The sequence below is a fragment of the Eudoraea adriatica DSM 19308 genome (genome assembly GCF_000382125.1).
GTDB lineage: Bacteria > Bacteroidota > Bacteroidia > Flavobacteriales > Flavobacteriaceae > Eudoraea > Eudoraea adriatica.
Genome location: NZ_KB907549.1, coordinates 163,581 through 183,373, shown reverse-complemented (window position 1 = coordinate 183,373; position 19,793 = coordinate 163,581). Strand labels below are relative to the sequence as shown.

The window sequence follows — 19,793 nt, the reverse complement described above, 5'->3', positions numbered from 1 at the left end:
TTATTCTTTTAAACTGGATAAGAACTCTACCAAATCCCTTAATTCCCTTTTAGTCAATACCGTTCCCATAGGAGGCATGGCAGAAGGCATATTTTCTCTTTTCTTTATTCTTGAAACAGCTATTTCCATTGGTTCCGCATCCGAGGTACGAAGAATTATTTCTTCCTTGTTTTCCGCCGCAAGTATTCCTGCTACAACCTGACCATCTTTAAGTGTCAATACTACAGAACCATAACCAGGGGCCAGTCGGGCGCCCGGTTCTATAAGGGATTCAAGTATTTCCTCTCTGCTCAGTACATTGGCAATATTATCCATGGGAGGACCTACTTTCCCGCCTGCCCCTGCCAGAGCATGACATCTTACGCACTGTGCCGCTGAATTATTCTTAAAGACATTCGCCCCGGATCGCCTGCTACCTCCATAAAGAGCTTCTTTATAGGAATCAACAGAATACCCGCTGCTTTTAAGTTTACTCAAACCGGCAATCAGATCTTCCGATTCAGTTGATTCAACAGCCTCAATCAGATCCAGAATTACTCCGGGATTTAATTGCTTCCTCCCTGCTTTTTGAATCAGATTCGTGAATGCATCGCGACTTTGATCTAATGGCATCTCTGTTAATGCATCTATCATTCGCTGTTGCTCTCTCAGAGATCCATTTTTAAAAATTGGACCTATTACTGCAGGCAATTCATTTTTTGGGATATTTAATTCGGGTATTAGCCCAACAGCGGCCGCTCGTACATTCTCATCCATGTCCTGCATCCCTGTTTTGACAACCGATGTAATATTATCATCACCCAATTCTCCCAAAGCTTCTATCATGGCTACTCTTACCTCCGGACTCCGGTCCCTGTTTAGAATAGATTTTAGTTGTGGATTGTATGACGATATTCCAAGTGTTCCCAGAATTTTTGAGGCGCCGATAAGAATATTAGGATCCTTGTCCTCTAAGAATATTGGAATATCTCCCTGAATTTTTTCTTTTACAAAATTTGAATCCCTATTTATTTCCCCCCGGTAGCGCCCGTCTACCCTGTCCAATACGGAAGGGGACGCCCAGGTTCCTATAGCAGCCAAAGCCTCACCCCTGAGATCTCCGGAAACAGTTGTTCTTTTGGCAAATTCAATAAGCATATCCAATTCCTCCTCGCCACCAACTCTTAAAGCGGCATTTATGCTTCTGCGAAGTAACGGTTCTGAAGTAAACCGTTCTTCCTTTAAAAGACCTGCCAGTGCAGGCATGGCTTCCGGAATTGACCAGTCGTCATTGATGGCACGTGCTGCTTCAGTAACTATATATTCGTCATTGTCTTTTAAAAATAATGCTACCTCTGCATTTTGTAATCTTCTTAAAACCAGAACCGAGGCTATTCGCAAGCTTCTTTCCGGACTCTCAGATAAAGCAACTATTGGTTCAATTTCGCCAATACGACTCAATGCCAGGACCCCGGCATGACGTAAATAGACATCCTCATCATTGTTAGTGGCCAGGAAATTAATTAAAGGCTGAACTGCATTTTTATGCTCAATTCTTCCCAATGCCTGTGCTGCGAAGAAACGCACCCTTTCGTTTTCGTGTTCCAAGAGCGTAATCAGTTTTTCACCGGCCTCTTTATATTTTACATCTCCCAGAACCTTTGCAGCCTGTGCTATAATTTCCGGATCTTCATCATCCAATAATTCCATCAAAGGTTCGGCCTTTCCGTTATTGTCAGAAGCAATTTGACCAATGCCCCAAATAGCATGTATTCTGGCAAATTGGTTTTTATCTTCCAGTATTACTTTTTTTAAGGCCTTATATCCCCAAAAAGTGCGGTTTGCAAGCTCAAATTGCGCTTTTTGCCTTATGCGCATATCCGGATAAGCCAATAGCTCAGTAAGCTCATCAGCCGACAGATCTTCATAGGCTACAATCATCAGCCTTTGTGTCTCTTGCCTTTGCGCTTCCAGGTCATTTTTTGAATCCGTTACGTCTAACTTCCATACGCGTCCATAATTTTTTGTTCCCCAGCCATTTATCCAATCAGCAAGATATAGTGCACCATCCGGGCCGAATTCCAGTCCGGTGGGCAATACCCCGCTTAATACATCTATTTCTTTATCGAGATCAAAAGAAGCCCCTTTTGGTATTAAGTTAAAGGCCCAAATGTGAGACCGTGCCGGATCTCCAATAAATTCAACCAGAAAAAATTTATCCAACCAATCCTTGCCTAGTGCCGTGCCGGGGTTATAAACCATCCCTGTAGGGCCATTATGGTAATTGGCAATAGGAGGAATTATATAGGCCGCCTGTCCTTCCCAGCGTGGGAGGTATAGTTTTTCATCCATCCACACTTTATAGCTATTGTTCTTAGGATCTGTATATTTTCCATATTGCCAATTGGCCCTCCATCCTGCATCCGAACCCTCAACTATGTGCACAAGTCGCTCACTTTCCCCTCTGTGATCCCCATCATTATCTGATGAGATTAAATTGCCATAGGCATCAAAAACAAATTCGTGTGTATTTCTAAGTCCCCTTGCATAAACCTCAAAGTTTGTGCCGTCAGGATTACACCTAACGATCATACCCTGATTGGGTAAGTGGTGTGTTTCACCTTCTACGGTGGTAATGCTCGCTCCAATATCACCAATTCCCCAATAAATTTTACCATCAGGACCTTCTATCGCCCCGGACATTCCGTGGGCTCCAAATCCAATATGAACCGCAAAGCCATGTGCAATAGAAGTCTTAGTATCCATAACACCATCACCATTGGTGTCTTCCACACGCCACATATCCGGGCCTATACCAACAAAAATATCATCCTCCCGCACCAATAGTGCACCTGCTACATCTGTAATTTCTTCATGAAAGTCTTCCAAAATACGTTTGGAAACATCTGCAACACCATCCTTGTTGGTGTCTTCCAGTTTCCATATTTCATCTTTTTCAACGGTGAGATCCTTCCAATCGTGAATACTGTCGTTATTAAGATCAGGGAACCATTCATTCTCTTTACTTAGTTCCGGGGCAAATGTTTTTCGTAAAAAAGCACGTCTGTCCTCCACGGTTTGCAAACTAATTGAGGCCGTCATCCAATCCTGATGCCCCCGAATATCAAATTCTGAGTTTTTTTGCCTGTTGGTTCTTGTCAGGTATACATTGCCTTCATCATCAATATCAATGGCAATCGGATCCGGAGCTAATGAATCTGATGCCCATAAGTCCAAAGTCAATCCTTCTGCTAATTTTGGTGATATATATTCCTGACTGGATTCTGCTATCGTTACGGCAGATAACGAATCCAGCGTATAGGTTAAAGGGGTTTCTTTCGGAATTTTTGACTTTTGACTACAGGAATATACCATTAAACCTACTGCAATTAATGCAACGAAATAAGATATGTGCTTTTTTAAAATCATTGTTATAAATTAACGGATTGGATTAAATTTTGATTATTTTATTTTGATGGAATGGAACAAAGAGATTCAATATGATCGTCTAATTTATTTAGTGTTTGTGCGAGTATTTTGATTTGCTCCCGTGCTTCCTGCCATTCTTTTTGCTCGATTGCTTCCCTGACACCGGGCAATGTCTTAACACCATAACCTGTATAGAAGCCTGGCGCATAAATCTGATGCTTGTACCATGATCTTCTGGGCAATCCTGAAGCATTGGTTAAAGCAAGTTCGGAATGCATGAGCTGTTTATTTAATGCTTCCAGTTGTTTGTCAGAAAGTGAATTTAATTTAATCGCATTAAACTTTGCAATTGTGGCTTCAAGATCCATCATGCTATTTTGTATTGGTGTGAAATCCAAATATGGGATATTTTCCTTTTTCTCTGGTCTAACAAAGGGCTTAGCAGGGTCTGCAGCCAGATAAAATGCATTTTCTTCTATTAATTTGTTGTGCTTTTCTACTTCTTTTCTCATGCTTTCGCACGACTTCATTACTTCCTCAAGGTAGGTTGCAATAGTCTCTCTTAAGGGGTCAAAATTGAAGGGTAAGATATCAGCATTTGCAAGACGCAAAACTATCCTGCCAGCTGTTTTTGACAATGCAGCTCCGTATTCAAATTCAGGATCCTTAAATCGTTTGTAATGCGAATAAGTATCATAGATGGTATGATATTCTCCACCCGCATTTTCACCACCAAACCCTAAATTCAGCGAAGCAATTCCCGCATGTTGAATAAATGGTGTATAATCAGATCCCGATCCCAGGGCATAAAGCTCAAATTTATCGTCTCCGCCATTGACCATATCCCTGGCAATTTTTCTTTCCTTAATAGAAACGCCTTTCTGAGGATCTGTAACTACTTCTGCTACTTCACTTACCATTGTCTGTAATGTGTGGGAGCCTCCCACGTTGAAAAACCCTCTGCCATTACCATCTGTATTAATATATGCTACGGCCTTTTCCTGCAATTCTCCTTTATGATGTTCTACCCACTCTGTTGAACCAATCAGTCCCGGTTCCTCCGCATCCCATGCACAATAGACTAAGGTTCTTCTGGGGCGCTGCCCTTTTTTAGCCAGTTCACCGACTGCTCTGGCTTCCTCCATCAGAGCTACCATACCACTTACAGGATCGGCAGCACCATGAACCCATGCATCATGATGGTTCCCACGTAAAACCCATTCATCAGGAAATTCGGAACCTGTAAGGGTTGCTATGACATTGTAAGCCGGTTTTAGTTGCCAGTCAAATTCCAGTTTTAGATGAACTTTTGCAGGCCCTGGTCCGATATGGTATGTAATTGGTAAGCCTCCCCGCCATGCATCAGGAGCTACAGGGCCCCCAAGGGCTTCCAGCAATGGTTGTGCATCTTCATAGGAGATAGGCAGCACAGGTATTTTTGTTATCGTAGGAGCATCTTTTCGGTTTAATCTCTCGGCCTCCGGGGTTGCTCCATAACCCGGTGTAAGAACATCTCCCGGATAAAGTGGCATATCCATTACTGATCCTCGTTGCACACCGGTTTTATTTTTAAATGCCCCTTTTGGATAAACATCACCGGTAACATACCCATCATCCTTGGGATCTGAATAAATAATACAACCAATAGCACCCTTTTCGGCGGCTAGTTTAGGTTTTATTCCACGCCAGGATCCGTAATATTTGGCAATTACTATCTTACCTTTTACATCTATTCCCAATTTGTCCAATGCTTCATAGTCTGCAGGTATCCCGTAGTTAACAAATACAAGTTCAGACTCAACCTCGCCATCTGTAGAAAATGCATTATAACTGGGCAATAACTCATCTCCCTGAGCTGTATATGCGTCACCCTCAACGGGTACCGCTGTTAATTTAGCTTTATAGGTTGTGGGTTCTGTCAATTCCAGAACCCTGACTTTTGGGTAGGGGAAGAGGACCTGGTAGGTTTCTATTTTGGCATCATACCCCCAGGATTTGAATTGCTTTAACATCCATTCTGCCAGTTCTTTTCCATATTCGGTACCTACATAATGTGGCCGGGCTGCCATTTTCTTCATCCATGAATCTAAATTCGCAGTAGATATTTTTGATTCAAAGGCTGTTTCCAGATCTAATTGTTTTTGTACATTTTCTGGCTTAAATCCTTTTATGTTCTGGGCATTCAGGCTCAAAAAAAGAAGTATCAAAAGCAATGTGAAGGTCTTTTTGTACAAGTTGGTTTTTGTCATAAATATATTTTTTAAACCAGTTACTCTATTTCTATTTTATCAAGATACAATTCAAAATCTTCCTTTTTTTTGTTTCCGATCAAAATTGCAAACTGCTCCAGATATTGCCCCGGATAATTGGGAAGATCTACTTTTTGTCCTCGAAATGACGGGGTCATTGCGGAGAATGGAATTTGTAGTGTCTGCCATTTTCCATTGGTCTTAATATAGGCGATATATGAATAATAATCAGAAGCCCTGGTTTTAACCCGTATCTGATATTGCTTCCCATCGCCCTTAAGGCGTAACTTTATTTTCTTGAAAGCCTTTACCGATTTAGATTCCAGATTGTAGCGGACGGAAGAGAAACCACCATTATTTTCTAATGATACATGCCCTTTAAAAAGCGCATGGCCTTCATCATTTAAAGAGAAGTCGCCTTTTGAAAGGCCTCCCATTACACCATCATTTACTACTTTCCAGTTTTGAATATTACTTTCTCTGGAGAAATCAAACAGAACAAAAGATTCAGACATCATTAACATGAAAAGTATTAAAAAAAAGTATCTAATAAATACCATATTCAGAATTTTCTGCCTTTTGGTTTACACAGGAAGAATTTTTCCTGACTAAAGCTATTTAAATTCTTTACGTTACTTTTTGGCTATTACAATTCTATTTCAGATTGCACGAGATCGTTTTCTAAAAGTAACGATAAAAATAAACTCAATTTTCATAAATAATACCAGTATTTTATCAATTTTTGCGTCTATATGTACAGAAAAGCTGTCCTGTGCAGTTTAGGTCTTTTGCTTCTTAGCTTTATCTAAATCTTCGAAAGCTCTGTAAGTAAGGCAAGTCCGACTAAGAAAATATGTGGTTAGAAAGCAGTTAAATGGAAAACACTATTCACTAATTTCTCCGATATGGATACCAAAAAGACTTTCTTCATTTCGAAGGCCAATAAACCGAAATGGATATAGTCCTGTGAAAACTGCAAATAATCCGCGAAAGAAATAGCCGGTATTGCGTCTTCCTTTTTTAAATCTATATTTCAAAATTAACTATGGAGTTTTTTATCATTTACTTGCTCGGCCAAATGATTTAAGTAGGGCTAAGCTCAGGATATTTTTCTCATATTTACAAAAACAATTCTTTTAGGACTCATTCCTCAGGCTGGGTTTATTTTTATAGTTTTATCCGCAATAAAAGTTTTAATCAAAGGAAAGGAATTATGTTTTATTTTCTAATGGATCTATTGGGCACTGTAGCTTTTGCTATATCGGGTGTCCTTGTAGCCATGGATAAACGCCTGGATCTTTTTGGCGTATTAATTATTGCATTTGTCACAGCTGTAGGTGGTGGAACCCTGAGGGATTTGCTTATTGGCAACACTCCGGTGGCCTGGATGCTTGAATCTACATACATCATAACCATTATAGGGGCCGTTATTCTGGCTATTCTTTTTAGGGAAAAACTCAGGTACTTGAGAAAATCATTGTTCTTGTTTGACACTCTGGGGATTGGATTGTACACAATGGTTGGAATAGAGAAAGGCCTTAATGCCAGCCTGCTTCCGGTAATGTGCATTATTTTGGGGACTATAACGGCAAGTTTTGGAGGGGTTATCAGAGATATCCTGTGTAATGAAATACCGGTTATATTTCGTAAGGAAATTTACGCTACGGCTTGTGTTGTAGGTGGGTTGAGTTATTTTCTGTTACGAAAATTACCCTGGGGTGATGAATACGTTTATTTTGCATCTATCCTAATTGTTATTGGCATTCGCCTGGTGGCGGTAAAATACAAAATTGCACTTCCCAGCATTTATAAAACAGCATAATCATTCAACTATTTCTGCTTTAAGAATGTAGATATTTTGCATGGGCCAGTCTCCCGTATCTACGGGCTGCTGGTTAATTTTGTCAACCACGTCCATACCACTGACAACTTTTCCAAATGGGGTGAAATCTCCATCTAAATGGTACGAACCGGGTTTTGTCACAACAATAAAAAACTCATACGGCGAAGCGAGCATATGTGGATTATCTATTTCACTACTGGGCATTGAAATTGTTCCCCTGTGATGCTTATAACCTTTTCTTGTATCAGGTGGCAAAAGGTATCTGCCAATTTCTTTTCGCTTGCGGGCGGTTTCAGCGTTGTCTGCATTACCTCCCTGTATGATAAAATCTTTTACAACCCTGTGAAACATGGTATTGTCAAAATATCCTTTTTTTGTAAGATAAATAAAGTTTGCCTTGTGATATGGTACATTATCATATAACTGTACCGTAAAAGCACCCATACTTGTAGTGAGTTTTACCCTGGTGGTTTTAAGATTTTTTTGGTATTTAAAAAAGAAGTCTATGGCATTTTCCTCGGTGAGCACAAATGGCTCTTCTTCCGCAATTTCAGATGATGAATTAGTTATTGTATCAGTCAGAACGGTATCTTCTTTAACCGCTTTTTCATTTTCTGACCTGGAGCCGGATGTGGGTGCTTGCCTGCATGCACCAAAGAAAAATAGTGGTAATATTGCAAGGCAGGTAAATTTTAGATGCGACATGAATTATTCTGATTTTGCTCTACAGGTAGCAAAAATAAAAAAACTACCTCTTCCGGGAACATCTTCACATTATAAAATGGCTCCACAAATTCGCATCCAGGAGTTAAAAGCCATGAAAAAGAAGAATACGAACCCCAAGAAGGCCGGTGTTGTCGCTTTGTTTTATCCTGATAAAGAGCAAATGACAAATTTATTACTCATTCTCCGACATACTTATCCCGGAATACATTCCAATCAAATTGGATTACCCGGAGGCAAAGCTGAAAAAAACGATAATAATTTGCTCGATACGGCCTTGCGGGAAACCCATGAAGAAGTTGGTGTTAGGCCAGGCGATATTAAAATAATCAGATCGTTAAGTGAAATTTATATTCCGCCAAGTAATTTTGAGGTGCGTCCTTACCTGGGTTTATTTGATAAAAAATACCCTTTTGTAAAACAGGAGGATGAGGTAGAGGAATTGGTTGAGGTACCTCTGATTGATTTTATGGATGACTCTAAAATGTCCACCCAGATTCTCAGCACTTCTTATGCAGATAACATTGAGGTACCTGCCTTTAAACTAATGGGTTATACGGTTTGGGGTGCAACGGCTATGATGCTAAGTGAAATCAAAGAGCTTTTCAAACAGGTGTTATAAGTCATATTTTGTAGTTTTGTAGACTATGGGCTTATTTAAGAAAAATCCGTTTGGACATATTTTATTTCTAAAGAAGTGGTTGATTCGCAGTTTGGGTCTCATTACCCATCAACGATATAAAGGGTTTAATACGCTGGAGATAGAAGGTTCTGAAATTATTCGCAACCTACCCGATAGAAAAGTATTATTTGTAAGTAATCACCAGACCTACTTCGCAGATGTGGTTGCCATGTTCCATGTATTTAACGCCAGTTTACATGGTCGTGATGATTCCATTAAAAATATAGGCTATTTGTGGAACCCTAAATTGAATATATACTATGTTGCAGCGGCTGAGACGATGAGAAAAAGTCTCCTGACCAAAGTTTTGGCCTATGTAGGCTCGGTTAGTATAGAAAGAACATGGCGAGCGGAAGGTAAGGATGTCAACCGTCAGGTTAAAATGAGTGATATTACCAATATTGGCACAGCTTTGAATGATGGTTGGGTAATTACTTTTCCCCAGGGAACAACCACTCCCTGGAAACCGTTAAGAAAGGGGACGGCGCATATTATTAAAAGGTATAAACCTGTGGTAGTACCCGTGGTTATAGATGGTTTCAGGAGGTCATTTGATAAAAAAGGACTGCTTATAAAGAAAAAAGGGATTCTTCAGTCATTGGTTGTTAAAGAACCACTGGAGATTGATTATGAAAACGAATCTATTGAATCTATAATAGAAAAACTTGAATATGCTATCGAACAACATCCTTCATTTCTGAAAGTGATCCCTGAGGAGGAATTGCTGGCTTATGAAGAAAAAAACAAGCAGCGTAAATGGCGAAGTTAAACCTCCAGCTTTTTTAATTCGGCGTAATTTTTTCGAAGCCTGTTTAGGAGTATCCCATAAAGTAGTTTATAGAAAAACCATATCAAGATAAGCACAATGGCTATTGCAATAAGCACCATGCCAAATAACATTACCCAAAAAAGCGTTTCATTGCCTGCCTGAGAAGCCGCCTCCCTGATTTTATCACTACTGGCTCCATAGTTCAGATTACCATAAAGACTTACCAGCAAGTAGGCTACAAATATTCCGATGTTGAACCAGACATATTGCGAGACGGTTCTTTTAACATTCAGAATAGTTTTCATTAATTTTTTTGAAGATTCCGTTAAGGATATGAGTTTGTAATTAGAATAAAACTTATAAATAAAATATATTAATACTACATAATTGATTATTGTTAGCGTAGTTGTTATTTCATAGATATGCCAGGTCTTTTCAAGCTCCAGTGATTCCTTGCTGTATGAGATTAAATTGAGCGCCGCCCAAAAGACAAATTCAATGATACTTATATAAAAGATCCATTTTACAGTAGAAGATGACTTCTTTTTAATCATACTGTAGATCTCGTTATATGACAATTTAGGATGGTGTTCCTCCTTTTTTTGCCAATCCTTCTTTAGTAATTCTAATTCATCCATCATATCACCTTAGGGATTAAGTATGGTTCTAAGTTTATTTTTAACGCGATTCATTTTTACCCTGGCATTAACCTCGCTGATTCCTAATGTCTCAGAAATTTCGCTGTAATCTTTGTCTTCCAGGTAAAGAAAGACCAATGCTTTTTCTATATCTCCCAACTGCCTTACGGCTTTATACATTAACTGTAGTTGTTTTTCCTCTGTAGCATCATATTCTTCTGTTTTTATTCTATAAATAACGGAATCAAAATCCTGTGTTTTTATACTTTTTTTCGATTTCCGATACAGTGTTATTGCCGTATTCAAGGCTACCCGGTACATCCATGTACTGAATTTAGAATCTCCCCTGAATTTCGGATATGCTTTCCATAGTTGTATGGTTATTTCCTGAAATAGATCATTGTGAGCATCCCTGTTTGTAGTGTATAAACTACACACCTTGTGAACAATATTCTGATTGTCCTCAAGTTCTGTCACAAATTTGTGTTCCAGTTCTTTGTTCACGCCTTGGATTGGTAGTAAATTATCTATTAGTAGGTTAAATTGCAGGATTGTTACATGTTGCTTGCAAAATACTAATTTGTTTATTCCCGGGCCCGGGAAATCTATCTCATTTTATATCCAAAATAAGTTCGTTATTTTCTGTAATCCAGAGCGGGTGGCCTATCTCCCAGCAATGGGATATAAACAAATTCGGAGCCTCTTCGTTCGAGAAATTCAGCTTTGGCCTTAGCAACCAGTTCCTCGCTGGCTAACAGATCAATCGCGGTTAAAGTCAGGGTTTTTGCCGCAACCATCATACCTTTTTTACCAATTGAAGTGCCACCAGCGGCCACTGCCTGCCAGCTATGAGCAGGTGTCCCCGGAACCCAGGTTGCAGAACCCATACCTGCTGTTGGTACGGTAAAACTTACATCTCCTACATCTGTAGAACCTGAAGACTCCCCAACGGTATTGTAGGGTTGAATGGTTTCGGCGGTTTCTAAATCGGCTTTGTCATATCCCATTGTTTTTGCAATCTTATCTGCAAATACTATTTCATCTGTTGTATAACTAATTCCTCCAACCTTTGAAAGGTTGTCATACATTAATTTTTGTAAAGTCAGGTTTGGTAATAGTTCATGTGTGCCTCCAATCAGTTCATAATCCATGGTTGTTCCTGTGCCAAGGGCAGCACCTTCCGCTGCTTTTGCAATCCGATCAAATATATCCAGAACAACATCTCTTTTGTCATGTCTGGCATAATAGTATACTTCGGCAAAATCAGGGACCACATTCGGAGCTTTTCCACCCTGGGTAATGACGTAGTGAATCCTGGCTTCTTCCGGGATATGCTCCCTCATCATATTTACCATCATATTCATAGCTTCAACACCATCGAGTGCAGAACGTCCTTTTTCGGGAGCTCCTGCCGCATGTGCAGAAATACCATAAAATCTAAACTTAGCCGATTTGTTCGCCAGTGCAGCTCCTGCATTCGCCTCATTTTCGGCTCCCGGATGCCAGTGCAATGCTATATCCACATCGTTAAATAATCCATCCCTCACCATATATACTTTACCTGAGCCACCTTCTTCTGCAGGACACCCATAAAATCGTATGGTTCCTTTATTATTACCCGCTTTCATCCAGTCTTTTACAGCGATGGCAGCTGCCGCAGAGGCCGTGCCAAAAAGATGATGACCACATCCATGGCCAGCCTCTTTATCTGCTGATGATTTTTCAGGTACTGCTTTTTGAGATAAACCGGGAAGTGCGTCATATTCACCCAGGATGGCAATCACAGGTGCACCACTCCCGTACTCGGCTACAAAAGCCGTGGGAATGCCAGCCACACCCTTTTTTATAGTAAAACCCTCATCACGCAACGTTTTTTGTAACAAAGAAGAACTCTTTTCTTCCAAATAGCCCATCTCCGCAAATTCCCATATATTCTGGGCTATGACTCCATAGTCTTCAGATTTATTGTTCATCTCAAAAAGGACTTCATCTTTCGTAAGTTGTGCCTTCATGGTATTCCCACAATACAGGATTAAAGCGCTCAGTAATATTAATTTTCGCATGTTTGCTATTTTTAATTTTGAAGATAAATATAATCAAACGCACAACTTCTGAGGTCATCGTGCAAAGAATTCATCAGATATGGGGATTTTTGGACCCAATTTCTGATGTCATAGTTTGGCATTTTAAAGAACTTTCGATTAGAAAGGTTCAATTCAGGATATTGAAAGAATGAACAACGGCATCCCTAAACCTGTCTTGGATGATATTTGTTTACGACTTCAGCCAAATGCGAACGATCTAAATGCATGTAAATTTCTGTTGTTGTTATGCTTTCATGGCCTAACATTTGCTGAATAGCTCGTAAGTCGGCGCCATTTTCCAGTAAATGCGTTGCGAATGAATGTCTGAAAGTATGGGGACTAATGTTTTTAGAGAGATCAATTTTGACCGCAAGTTGCTTGATTATAGTAAAGATCATAGCCCTGGTAAGTTGCTTTCCCCTTCGGTTTAGAAATAATATGTCCTCAAATCCCTTTTGGATTTTTTGATGATTGCGCACCTCCTTTAAATAAATAGTAATGTATTTTTTATTTATATTACCTATAGGAACAAAGCGCTGTTTGTCTCCCTTGCCGGTGACCTTGATGAAATCTTCTTCAAAAAACAGATCCGAAATCCTAAGTCCGATTAATTCCGAGACCCTTAATCCGCAACCGTATAGCGTTTCCAGCATGGCTCTGTTTCGCTCTCCTTCGGGCGCCGATAAATCAATGGCTTTGATAAGACTGTTTATTTCTGCGGTGGAAAGGGTGTCCGGCAGTTTTCGGCCAATTTTTGGAGATTCTATTAAATCTAAAGGAGTATCCTTTCTGTAATCCTCAAAAACCAAATAGTTGAAAAAACTTTTAAGGCCCGAAATTATGCGCGCCTGCGACCTGGGACCGACTTCTTTGGCAACTTCATAAATAAAAAGTTGCAATGTTTCACGATCCAGAGAAACGGGAGTTTCTTCGATTCCCTTATTCACCAGAAATACTCTTAGTTTTTCTACATCCCTTAAATAATTGGAGATTGAATTGGCCGCTAAACCGCGTTCGATCTTCAAATAGTATCCGTAATCTGTTTGGGCTTGCTTCCAATTCATACCATAAAGATATCGCTTGTTTCACTTAATTAGAAATATCCATTTTTTTTTTATCTCTTTAATTGAGATTTAAAGTTTGCTTAGAAAACAGCTTGAACAGTTTTTAGGATGGTCGTTATTAAGCCTGGCAACCGGCTACAAAAATATTAAAGCCAGGGAGTATCTCATTCGCTTTTTTAGCACTATACATTTTATTACTTTTAGCCTATGAAAATTATAATAATTAACGGGCCAAACCTTAATCTCCTTGGAAAAAGAGAACCGGAAATCTACGGTGGCAAAACGTTTGAGGCCTACTTCGCGGATTTGCAGTCCAAATTCAAGGATTTGGAATTAGAGTATTACCAGTCAAATATAGAAGGGGAACTGATAGATAAAATGCAGGAGGTGGGCTTTACTTATGATGGGATTATCTTAAACGCCGCCGCATATACGCATACATCTGTTGGTTTGGGTGATGCAGTGAAAGCCATCAATACTCCGGTCGTAGAAGTACATATTTCCAATACGCATCAACGGGAAGATTTCAGACATGTTTCCTATATCTCACCCGGGGCTAAAGGTGTTATCCTGGGATTTGGTTTGCAAAGTTATGAGTTGGCAATCCGGAGTTTTTTATGAAGCTGAAAGCGGTTTAAGGTAATTCTGATCCATATAGAATGTCCCAAAAGGCAATAGTGAAGCCAGTACCAGCATAATTATTTTTTTTGGAGCTATTTTTCTTTCCACAGAAAAGATTACAGCCAGAAGCATATAGGCTATAAAAAGAAACCCATGCACATAGCCAATATAAATATTAGGTTCGGAAATATTTGCCCAATATTTTAATGGCATACTTAAACTAAACAAGAGCAAATAGGAGATGCCTTCCAATATGGCACTCAGGCGAAATATTTTGAGCATTTTTATTTTTTTTATTTATTGGGCTAGAGGTGTATAACTTCGCCATAAGCCTCTGCAACCGCTTCCATTACCGCCTCACTCATTGTCGGATGCGGGTGAACCGCCTTGAGGATTTCATGTCCGGTTGTCTCTAATTTACGGGCTACAACTGCCTCTGCAATCATGTCCGTTACCCCGGCACCGATCATATGACAACCTAGCCATTCGCCATATTTAGCGTCAAAAATCACTTTAACAAAACCATCGGCATTTCCGGAAGCCTTTGCCTTGCCACTTGCCGAGAATGGGAATTTGCCAACTTTGAGTTCATATCCCTTTTCTTTGGCTTGTTTTTCTGTAAGGCCAACGGAAGCAACTTCCGGCATGCAATAGGTACAACCGGGAATATTTCCATAGTCTAAAGGTTCTACATGCATTCCGGCTATCTTTTCCACACAAAGGATACCTTCGGCTGAAGCAACGTGGGCGAGAGCCTGACCGGGAGTAACATCGCCAATGGCATAATAACCCGGAATATTGGTCAGGTAGAAATCATTCACAAGAATTTTATCCCTGTCCGTAGCGATGCCAACTTCTTCTAGGCCAATATTTTCAATATTTGATTTAATGCCTACAGCAGAAAGTACGATATCGGCCTCCAGAATTTCTTCTCCTTTAGCCGTTTTTACTGTAGCCTTAACACCTTCTCCCGAGGTATCCACATGGGTGACTTCAGACGAGGTTTTAATTTTTACTCCTGCTTTCTTAAAGCTGCGTTCTAACTGTTTAGAAACCTCTTCATCCTCTACAGGGACAATATTTGGTAAAAACTCAACTACCGTTACTTCGGTTCCCATAGCATTGTAGAAATAAGCAAATTCAATACCTATAGCTCCACTTCCAACTACAATCATTTTCCTGGGTTGCTTCTCTAATGTCATTGCCTTGCGGTAACCAATAATTTTCTTCCCGTCCTGAGGCAAAGCGGGCAGTTCCCTGCTTCTTGCACCAGTGGCAATTATTATGTGGTCTGCACTGTGCTCCGTATCCTTGCCTTCAGCGTCTGTTACAACCACCTTCTTTCCAGGGGCCAACTTTCCAAACCCATTAATGACTTCAATTTTATTCTTCTTCATAAGAAACTGAACACCTTTGCTCATTCCATCAGCGACATTCCTGCTCCGTTTTACAACTGCATCAAAATCTTTATCCACGCCATCTGCTTTAAGCCCATAATCGGATGCATGCTGTAAATATTCAAATACCTGGGCCGATTTCAATAAAGCTTTAGTAGGGATACATCCCCAATTTAAACATACACCACCAAGATTCTCTTTCTCAACAATAGCCGTTTTAAATCCAAGTTGTGATGCCCTGATGGCGGTTACATAACCTCCAGGCCCACTTCCTAAAACAATAATATCGAATTTGCCCATTCCAGTATTTTTTGTGATTCAAATTTATGAGGTCGCAAAGTTACAAAACCAAATTGAAAGCTTTTGAACTTCCTTGAGAATCTTAGATTAATCCTTAAATTTTGCCTGGTTAAAAGCATTTGATTGGCCTTTGGGTATAGACAGGGATACCCAATTCTCCCCTTTTATAGTCTTCCCGAGCAGCACAATTTGACCTATATGATAAGAATAATGGCCCAATTGCCGGTTTAGAGCCTGAGGAATTGAGTGTGGTTCATTTCGGATTTTGATTGTATTCTGAAAATTTTCTTCATTTATTTCTTTAAGGGCGTCAAAAAAGCAATTCCATCCTCTTTCCCAGGCTTCAAGCATTTCCTCTTTTGTCTGGTAGGTGGCCTCAAATTCTGAGTCCCTGTTTCTCCAGGTTTTTTCACCATCCTCGGAAAAGAAATTAGTCCACCTGCTAAGCATGTTGCCCGATAGATGTTTTACAATTACTCCAATACTGTTGCCTGTGCTTTCATATTTCCAATGGATGTCCTCTTTATCGAGCTGATCAAAGGTTTTGTCGCCAAGGGATTTATAGCGCTGGCATTCAAATAATAAACTTTTTAAATACTCTGACTGTAAATTCATTTATTTCAAATCCGATATTGAATTTTAAAAACACGTATAACCAAATAAGCGGGGACTATTTTTGGTCAGGCACGAAACGCAGGGCTGCCCCGTTTATACAATGTCTCAGACCTGTAGTCTCGCGCGGGCCATCTTCAAAGACATGGCCGAGGTGGCCGCCGCAAACGGCGCAATGTTCTTCTGTTCTTTTATATCCAATTTTGTAATCCACATCATAGGCCACATTTCCCTCAATTTCCTGGTCGAAACTTGGCCAGCCACTTCCGGAATCAAATTTGTTTTCACTTTTAAACAAAGCCGTTCCACAGCCGGCGCAGACGTATGTACCTGCTTTTTTGTTATTTAAAAGCTCACTGGAACCCGCATTTTCAGTTCCGGCCTTTCTGAGAACATAGAATTGCATGTCCGTAAGTTCTCTGCGCCATTCTTCTTCAGTCTTATCCACATCAAATGTTTCTGTTTGTTCGGCCTTTTCTGCAATAACGGATTCTTTCTCTTGCGAAACCCCTTTACATCCCATTGAAATTAAGAGGATAATACATACATATTTTTTCATGACAGGTAATTTTTTCTTTTTCTGATTTTTTTTGACGGTTTTGAATTCAAAACCTTTCAAAGTTAAGCATAACTTCATAAAAAAATCCCTGCACTATTCTTGCAGGGATTTTTTTCTTTCGTTAATAGAAGCAGTTACAATTGTATTCTGTTAATATCTGTTTCCCTAATATTCAAGCTATTCATAACTTCCTCAATGTTTGAAACATCCATTTTTGAAGATTGGGCAAATTCTGCAGGTACAATGGCTATTCTGAATACCTGGTTATCCGTATCTCCGGGAGAAAGGGTTCCAAGGTCAATATCTGATTCCAGAAAGACACTTACATCCAAAAAGGTAAAGTCATAATTGTATTGCAACAAACCCTGAGCCAAAATTCGCGTTTGTGGCAAAAGCCTCCAGATATCCAGAGGTTCCCCATTACCATCTTCAGCAACGTCCCAAAGCAAGTAAACCAGGACTACATCTGATTCGAAGACTTCAACTGTCTGTGGAAATTCATAAAACAGGGAATAATCATTTCCGGCATCAAAAGTACCTTCAATCTCCAGTACCTGTCCTAAAATATTAACTCCGTCCAAGCCATCCAGCCCATCAAAACCGGGAGGTCCGGGAGGTCCGGGAGGTCCTACGGGTCCCTCGCAAGACAAAATAATTAAACTTAAAAATGCGCTGAATACTAATGTAACTTTTTTCATAATAGTAATTGTTTAATGATTAATATTTTAAGTCTTTCCATTATTTTTTCGAAATTTTCAAATACTGTCTTAAGCCTGAAAACAAAAAGCGTTCCAAAAATGGAGTAAGTCGTTATATTGGGTATTATTTCGGTAAAATTTGGGGCGTTGAGGCACTGTATTTCATATATTTTCCTATTTTTAACAAAAACCCAACTAACTAATTATGATGTTAAGACAACAACGTGTTGTAATTGAAAATATTACTCCTCAGCTTCAGTGTGGGGCTTTTTTTATTAAGCGAGTCGTTGGAGAATCTGTTATAGTTTATGCAGATATAATAGGAGATGGACATGATATAGTACAGGCAGAACTCCAATACAAGCATTCCGGCGCGAAATCTTTTAATACTGCGCGCATGGAACACCTGGGAGACGATGTCCACAGGGTTTCTTTTAAAGTCCTTAAGCAGGGATATTACATTTACAGGATTTCAGCCTGGGTAGATCATGCTCAAAACTGGCAGCATGGTATTGAAGCGAAGTTAAAAGATGATCAGCATGTAAACAGCGAGCTTTTAGATGGTGTGCAATACCTGAAAACCTTGTTGAAAAAGATAGGTCCCGCGGACAAGAAGTATATAAATGATTTGATTCAATCTTTTCAAAACGAAGATTTATATAAAAAAGCCATTAAAGAAGCGGTTTCAGATAAATTACATAAGTTATTTGTTGCATATCCAAATCGATTTTTAGCTAATACAAGCGAGGACCTTAAGGTTTATGTAGACAGACTAAAGGCAAATTTCAGTACCTGGTACGAATTTTTTCCAAGATCATCTTCCCCGGAGGAAGGAAAACATGGTACATTTAAGGATTGTGAGCGATTGCTGCCTAAAATAGCCCGCATGGGTTTCGATGTCCTTTATTTCCCTCCAATACACCCAATTGGTGAAGTAAACAGGAAAGGTAAAAACAATACAACAAATGCCCGGAAAGGAGATTCAGGGGTGCCCTGGGCAATAGGATCAAAGCTTGGGGGACATAAGGAAATACATCCGGAATTAGGTACAGAAGAAGACCTTAAAGGTCTCATAAAAAAAGCGAAAGGATTGAATTTGGAGATTGCACTGGATTTAGCTTTTCAGGCAGCTCCTGATCACCCTTACATATCGAGTCACCCCGAATGGTTCAGAAAAAGGCCTGACGGCACTATGCAGTATGCCGAGAATCCTCCAAAGAAGTATCAGGATATTGTAAACTTCTATTTTGAATCCCCCGCATTTAAGGAACTATGGGCAGAGCTTTTGTCTGTTACACTTAAATGGGTAGGAATGGGGATACAAATATTCAGAGTAGACAATCCACATACCAAACCGTATTATTTTTGGAATTGGTTAATTACCGAGGTAAAAAAGAAACATCCCGATGTACTTTTTTTAGCGGAAGCCTTTTCCAGACCTAAAGTAATGCAACAGTTGGCAAAACAGGGATTTTCTCAGTCATACACCTACTTTACCTGGCGGGTTCACAAGCACGAAATAATAGAATACATGCTGGAGCTTACGCAATCGGAAATGAAGGAGTATTACAGACCAAATTTTTGGCCAAACACACCAGATATTAATCCTTACCATTTGCAAGGGGCCAATGAGGCCATGCATATTTCCCGCTATGCCCTTGCTGCAACGCTTTGTGGCAACATTGGCATTTATGGGCCGGTATTTGAATACATGCTTTCCGACGCTTTACCCGGCAAAGAAGAATATTTGAATTCCGAAAAATATGAAGTGAAATTTTGGGATTGGACCATTGAAAATAAATTAACCCTTATAATTACTCGTTTAAACCAGGCCAGGAAAAACCATGAAGCGTTGCAGCAAACCAACAATATCAGGTTTTGTCATATTGAGAATCATCAGCTTATAGCATTCTATAAGTGGAACGATAATAAAACCGATGAGGTGCTGGTAGTTATAAACCTGGACTCTCATTATTCGCAGCGAGGGATGCTTCAGCTTCCTTTGGGCGATTTACGGGTCGATATAAGCCATGGGATAAACATGCATGATCTTATCACAGACAATAGTTATCTTTGGTATGATGAGTGGAATTTTGTAGAATTGCATCCTGCGTTGCCATTTCATTTGTTTCATATTAAAAAATAA

Annotated in this window: 18 protein-coding genes; 5 read left to right on the top strand and 13 right to left on the bottom strand. The window is 39.7% G+C overall.

From position 1 onward, the window contains the following. From G504_RS0110350 to G504_RS0110340, 3 genes are read right to left on the bottom strand one after another with little or no spacing between them, the layout of a single operon-like run. Positions 1-3,408: a HEAT repeat domain-containing protein gene (locus G504_RS0110350; protein ID WP_019670105.1), complete on the bottom strand. Its 3,408-nt coding sequence runs from the start codon at positions 3,406-3,408 to the stop codon at positions 1-3. Positions 3,409-3,446: 38 nt separating this feature from the next. Next, on the bottom strand, positions 3,447-5,657 hold the full coding sequence (locus tag G504_RS0110345) for a M28 family metallopeptidase (protein ID WP_019670104.1): 2,211 nt from the start codon (positions 5,655-5,657) through the stop codon (positions 3,447-3,449). 20 nt (positions 5,658-5,677) lie between these two features. Then, on the bottom strand, positions 5,678-6,217 hold the full coding sequence (locus G504_RS0110340) for a CIA30 family protein (protein WP_240473036.1): 540 nt from the start codon (positions 6,215-6,217) through the stop codon (positions 5,678-5,680). Positions 6,218-6,870: 653 nt separating this feature from the next. Between G504_RS0110340 and G504_RS0110335 the strand changes: the two genes are divergently transcribed. After that, positions 6,871-7,479 (top strand): trimeric intracellular cation channel family protein, encoded by a 609-nt coding sequence (locus G504_RS0110335; protein WP_019670102.1) that lies wholly within the window; start codon positions 6,871-6,873, stop codon positions 7,477-7,479. Here G504_RS0110335 and G504_RS0110330 read toward each other — a convergent pair whose 3' ends face one another. After that, complete coding sequence (locus G504_RS0110330; RefSeq protein ID WP_019670101.1) at positions 7,480-8,205, bottom strand: peptidylprolyl isomerase; 726 nt, start codon at positions 8,203-8,205, stop codon at positions 7,480-7,482. On the opposite strand from G504_RS0110330, the gene G504_RS0110325 reads away from it, so the two are divergent. Next, a complete protein-coding gene (locus G504_RS0110325; RefSeq protein WP_019670100.1) occupies positions 8,204-8,845 on the top strand; it encodes an NUDIX hydrolase in 642 nt (213 codons plus the stop codon). The genes G504_RS0110330 and G504_RS0110325 overlap by 2 nt on opposite strands. 25 nt (positions 8,846-8,870) lie before the next feature. After that, entirely contained in the window at positions 8,871-9,674 is an 804-nt protein-coding gene (locus G504_RS0110320) for a lysophospholipid acyltransferase family protein (protein ID WP_019670099.1), read from the top strand. Here the strand turns inward: G504_RS0110320 and G504_RS0110315 are convergent. The 4 genes from G504_RS0110315 to xerD form a co-directional block, all read right to left on the bottom strand. After that, complete coding sequence (locus G504_RS0110315) at positions 9,671-10,315, bottom strand: hypothetical protein (protein WP_019670098.1); 645 nt, start codon at positions 10,313-10,315, stop codon at positions 9,671-9,673. The genes G504_RS0110320 and G504_RS0110315 overlap by 4 nt on opposite strands. 6 nt (positions 10,316-10,321) lie before the next feature. Continuing rightward, positions 10,322-10,816, bottom strand: a complete 495-nt coding sequence (locus G504_RS0110310; RefSeq protein WP_019670097.1) for an RNA polymerase sigma factor — start codon at positions 10,814-10,816, stop codon at positions 10,322-10,324. Between the two features lie 131 nt (positions 10,817-10,947). Further along, positions 10,948-12,375: an amidohydrolase gene (locus G504_RS0110305; protein ID WP_026348502.1), complete on the bottom strand. Its 1,428-nt coding sequence runs from the start codon at positions 12,373-12,375 to the stop codon at positions 10,948-10,950. A 185-nt stretch (positions 12,376-12,560) separates the two neighbouring features. Next, a complete protein-coding gene (xerD, locus tag G504_RS0110300; RefSeq protein ID WP_019670095.1) occupies positions 12,561-13,460 on the bottom strand; it encodes a site-specific tyrosine recombinase XerD in 900 nt (299 codons plus the stop codon). 207 nt (positions 13,461-13,667) lie between these two features. Here xerD and aroQ point away from each other — a divergent pair, with 207 nt between their 5' ends. After that, the gene (gene aroQ / locus G504_RS0110295) at positions 13,668-14,081 is read left to right on the top strand and encodes a type II 3-dehydroquinate dehydratase (protein ID WP_019670094.1); all 414 of its coding nucleotides are present in this window, start codon (positions 13,668-13,670) and stop codon (positions 14,079-14,081) included. On the opposite strand, the gene G504_RS0110290 is transcribed toward aroQ, so the two are convergent. The 5 genes from G504_RS0110290 to G504_RS0110270 form a co-directional block, all read right to left on the bottom strand. Continuing rightward, a complete protein-coding gene (locus G504_RS0110290) occupies positions 14,076-14,363 on the bottom strand; it encodes a DUF3817 domain-containing protein (RefSeq protein WP_026348501.1) in 288 nt (95 codons plus the stop codon). The genes aroQ and G504_RS0110290 overlap by 6 nt on opposite strands. A 23-nt stretch (positions 14,364-14,386) precedes the next feature. Then, positions 14,387-15,778, bottom strand: a complete 1,392-nt coding sequence (lpdA, locus tag G504_RS0110285) for a dihydrolipoyl dehydrogenase (RefSeq protein ID WP_019670092.1) — start codon at positions 15,776-15,778, stop codon at positions 14,387-14,389. 87 nt (positions 15,779-15,865) lie between these two features. Beyond that, the gene (locus G504_RS0110280; protein WP_019670091.1) at positions 15,866-16,393 is read right to left on the bottom strand and encodes a DUF1572 family protein; all 528 of its coding nucleotides are present in this window, start codon (positions 16,391-16,393) and stop codon (positions 15,866-15,868) included. A 55-nt stretch (positions 16,394-16,448) separates the two neighbouring features. Then, a complete protein-coding gene (gene msrB / locus G504_RS0110275; RefSeq protein WP_026348500.1) occupies positions 16,449-16,949 on the bottom strand; it encodes a peptide-methionine (R)-S-oxide reductase MsrB in 501 nt (166 codons plus the stop codon). A gap of 134 nt (positions 16,950-17,083) precedes the next feature. Beyond that, complete coding sequence (locus tag G504_RS0110270) at positions 17,084-17,647, bottom strand: hypothetical protein (RefSeq protein WP_019670089.1); 564 nt, start codon at positions 17,645-17,647, stop codon at positions 17,084-17,086. A gap of 205 nt (positions 17,648-17,852) precedes the next feature. Here G504_RS0110270 and G504_RS0110265 point away from each other — a divergent pair, with 205 nt between their 5' ends. Then, entirely contained in the window at positions 17,853-19,793 is a 1,941-nt protein-coding gene (locus tag G504_RS0110265; protein ID WP_316928674.1) for an alpha-1,4-glucan--maltose-1-phosphate maltosyltransferase, read from the top strand.

Excerpts from the sequence above, each read along its gene's own strand:
- G504_RS0110350 (WP_019670105.1), bottom strand. The coding sequence starts at position 3,408 with ATGATTTTAAAAAAGCACATATCTTATTTCGTTGCATTAATTGCAGTA.
- G504_RS0110345 (WP_019670104.1), bottom strand. The coding sequence starts at position 5,657 with ATGACAAAAACCAACTTGTACAAAAAGACCTTCACATTGCTTTTGATA.
- G504_RS0110340 (WP_240473036.1), bottom strand. The coding sequence starts at position 6,217 with ATGGTATTTATTAGATACTTTTTTTTAATACTTTTCATGTTAATGATG.
- G504_RS0110335 (WP_019670102.1), top strand. The coding sequence starts at position 6,871 with ATGTTTTATTTTCTAATGGATCTATTGGGCACTGTAGCTTTTGCTATA.
- G504_RS0110325 (WP_019670100.1), top strand. The coding sequence starts at position 8,204 with ATGAATTATTCTGATTTTGCTCTACAGGTAGCAAAAATAAAAAAACTA.
- G504_RS0110330 (WP_019670101.1), bottom strand. The coding sequence starts at position 8,205 with ATGTCGCATCTAAAATTTACCTGCCTTGCAATATTACCACTATTTTTC.
- G504_RS0110320 (WP_019670099.1), top strand. The coding sequence starts at position 8,871 with ATGGGCTTATTTAAGAAAAATCCGTTTGGACATATTTTATTTCTAAAG.
- G504_RS0110315 (WP_019670098.1), bottom strand. The coding sequence starts at position 10,315 with ATGATGGATGAATTAGAATTACTAAAGAAGGATTGGCAAAAAAAGGAG.
- G504_RS0110305 (WP_026348502.1), bottom strand. The coding sequence starts at position 12,375 with ATGCGAAAATTAATATTACTGAGCGCTTTAATCCTGTATTGTGGGAAT.
- xerD (WP_019670095.1), bottom strand. The coding sequence starts at position 13,460 with ATGAATTGGAAGCAAGCCCAAACAGATTACGGATACTATTTGAAGATC.
- aroQ (WP_019670094.1), top strand. The coding sequence starts at position 13,668 with ATGAAAATTATAATAATTAACGGGCCAAACCTTAATCTCCTTGGAAAA.
- G504_RS0110290 (WP_026348501.1), bottom strand. The coding sequence starts at position 14,363 with ATGCTCAAAATATTTCGCCTGAGTGCCATATTGGAAGGCATCTCCTAT.
- lpdA (WP_019670092.1), bottom strand. The coding sequence starts at position 15,778 with ATGGGCAAATTCGATATTATTGTTTTAGGAAGTGGGCCTGGAGGTTAT.
- G504_RS0110280 (WP_019670091.1), bottom strand. The coding sequence starts at position 16,393 with ATGAATTTACAGTCAGAGTATTTAAAAAGTTTATTATTTGAATGCCAG.
- msrB (WP_026348500.1), bottom strand. The coding sequence starts at position 16,949 with ATGAAAAAATATGTATGTATTATCCTCTTAATTTCAATGGGATGTAAA.
- G504_RS0110270 (WP_019670089.1), bottom strand. The coding sequence starts at position 17,647 with ATGAAAAAAGTTACATTAGTATTCAGCGCATTTTTAAGTTTAATTATT.
- G504_RS0110265 (WP_316928674.1), top strand. The coding sequence starts at position 17,853 with ATGATGTTAAGACAACAACGTGTTGTAATTGAAAATATTACTCCTCAG.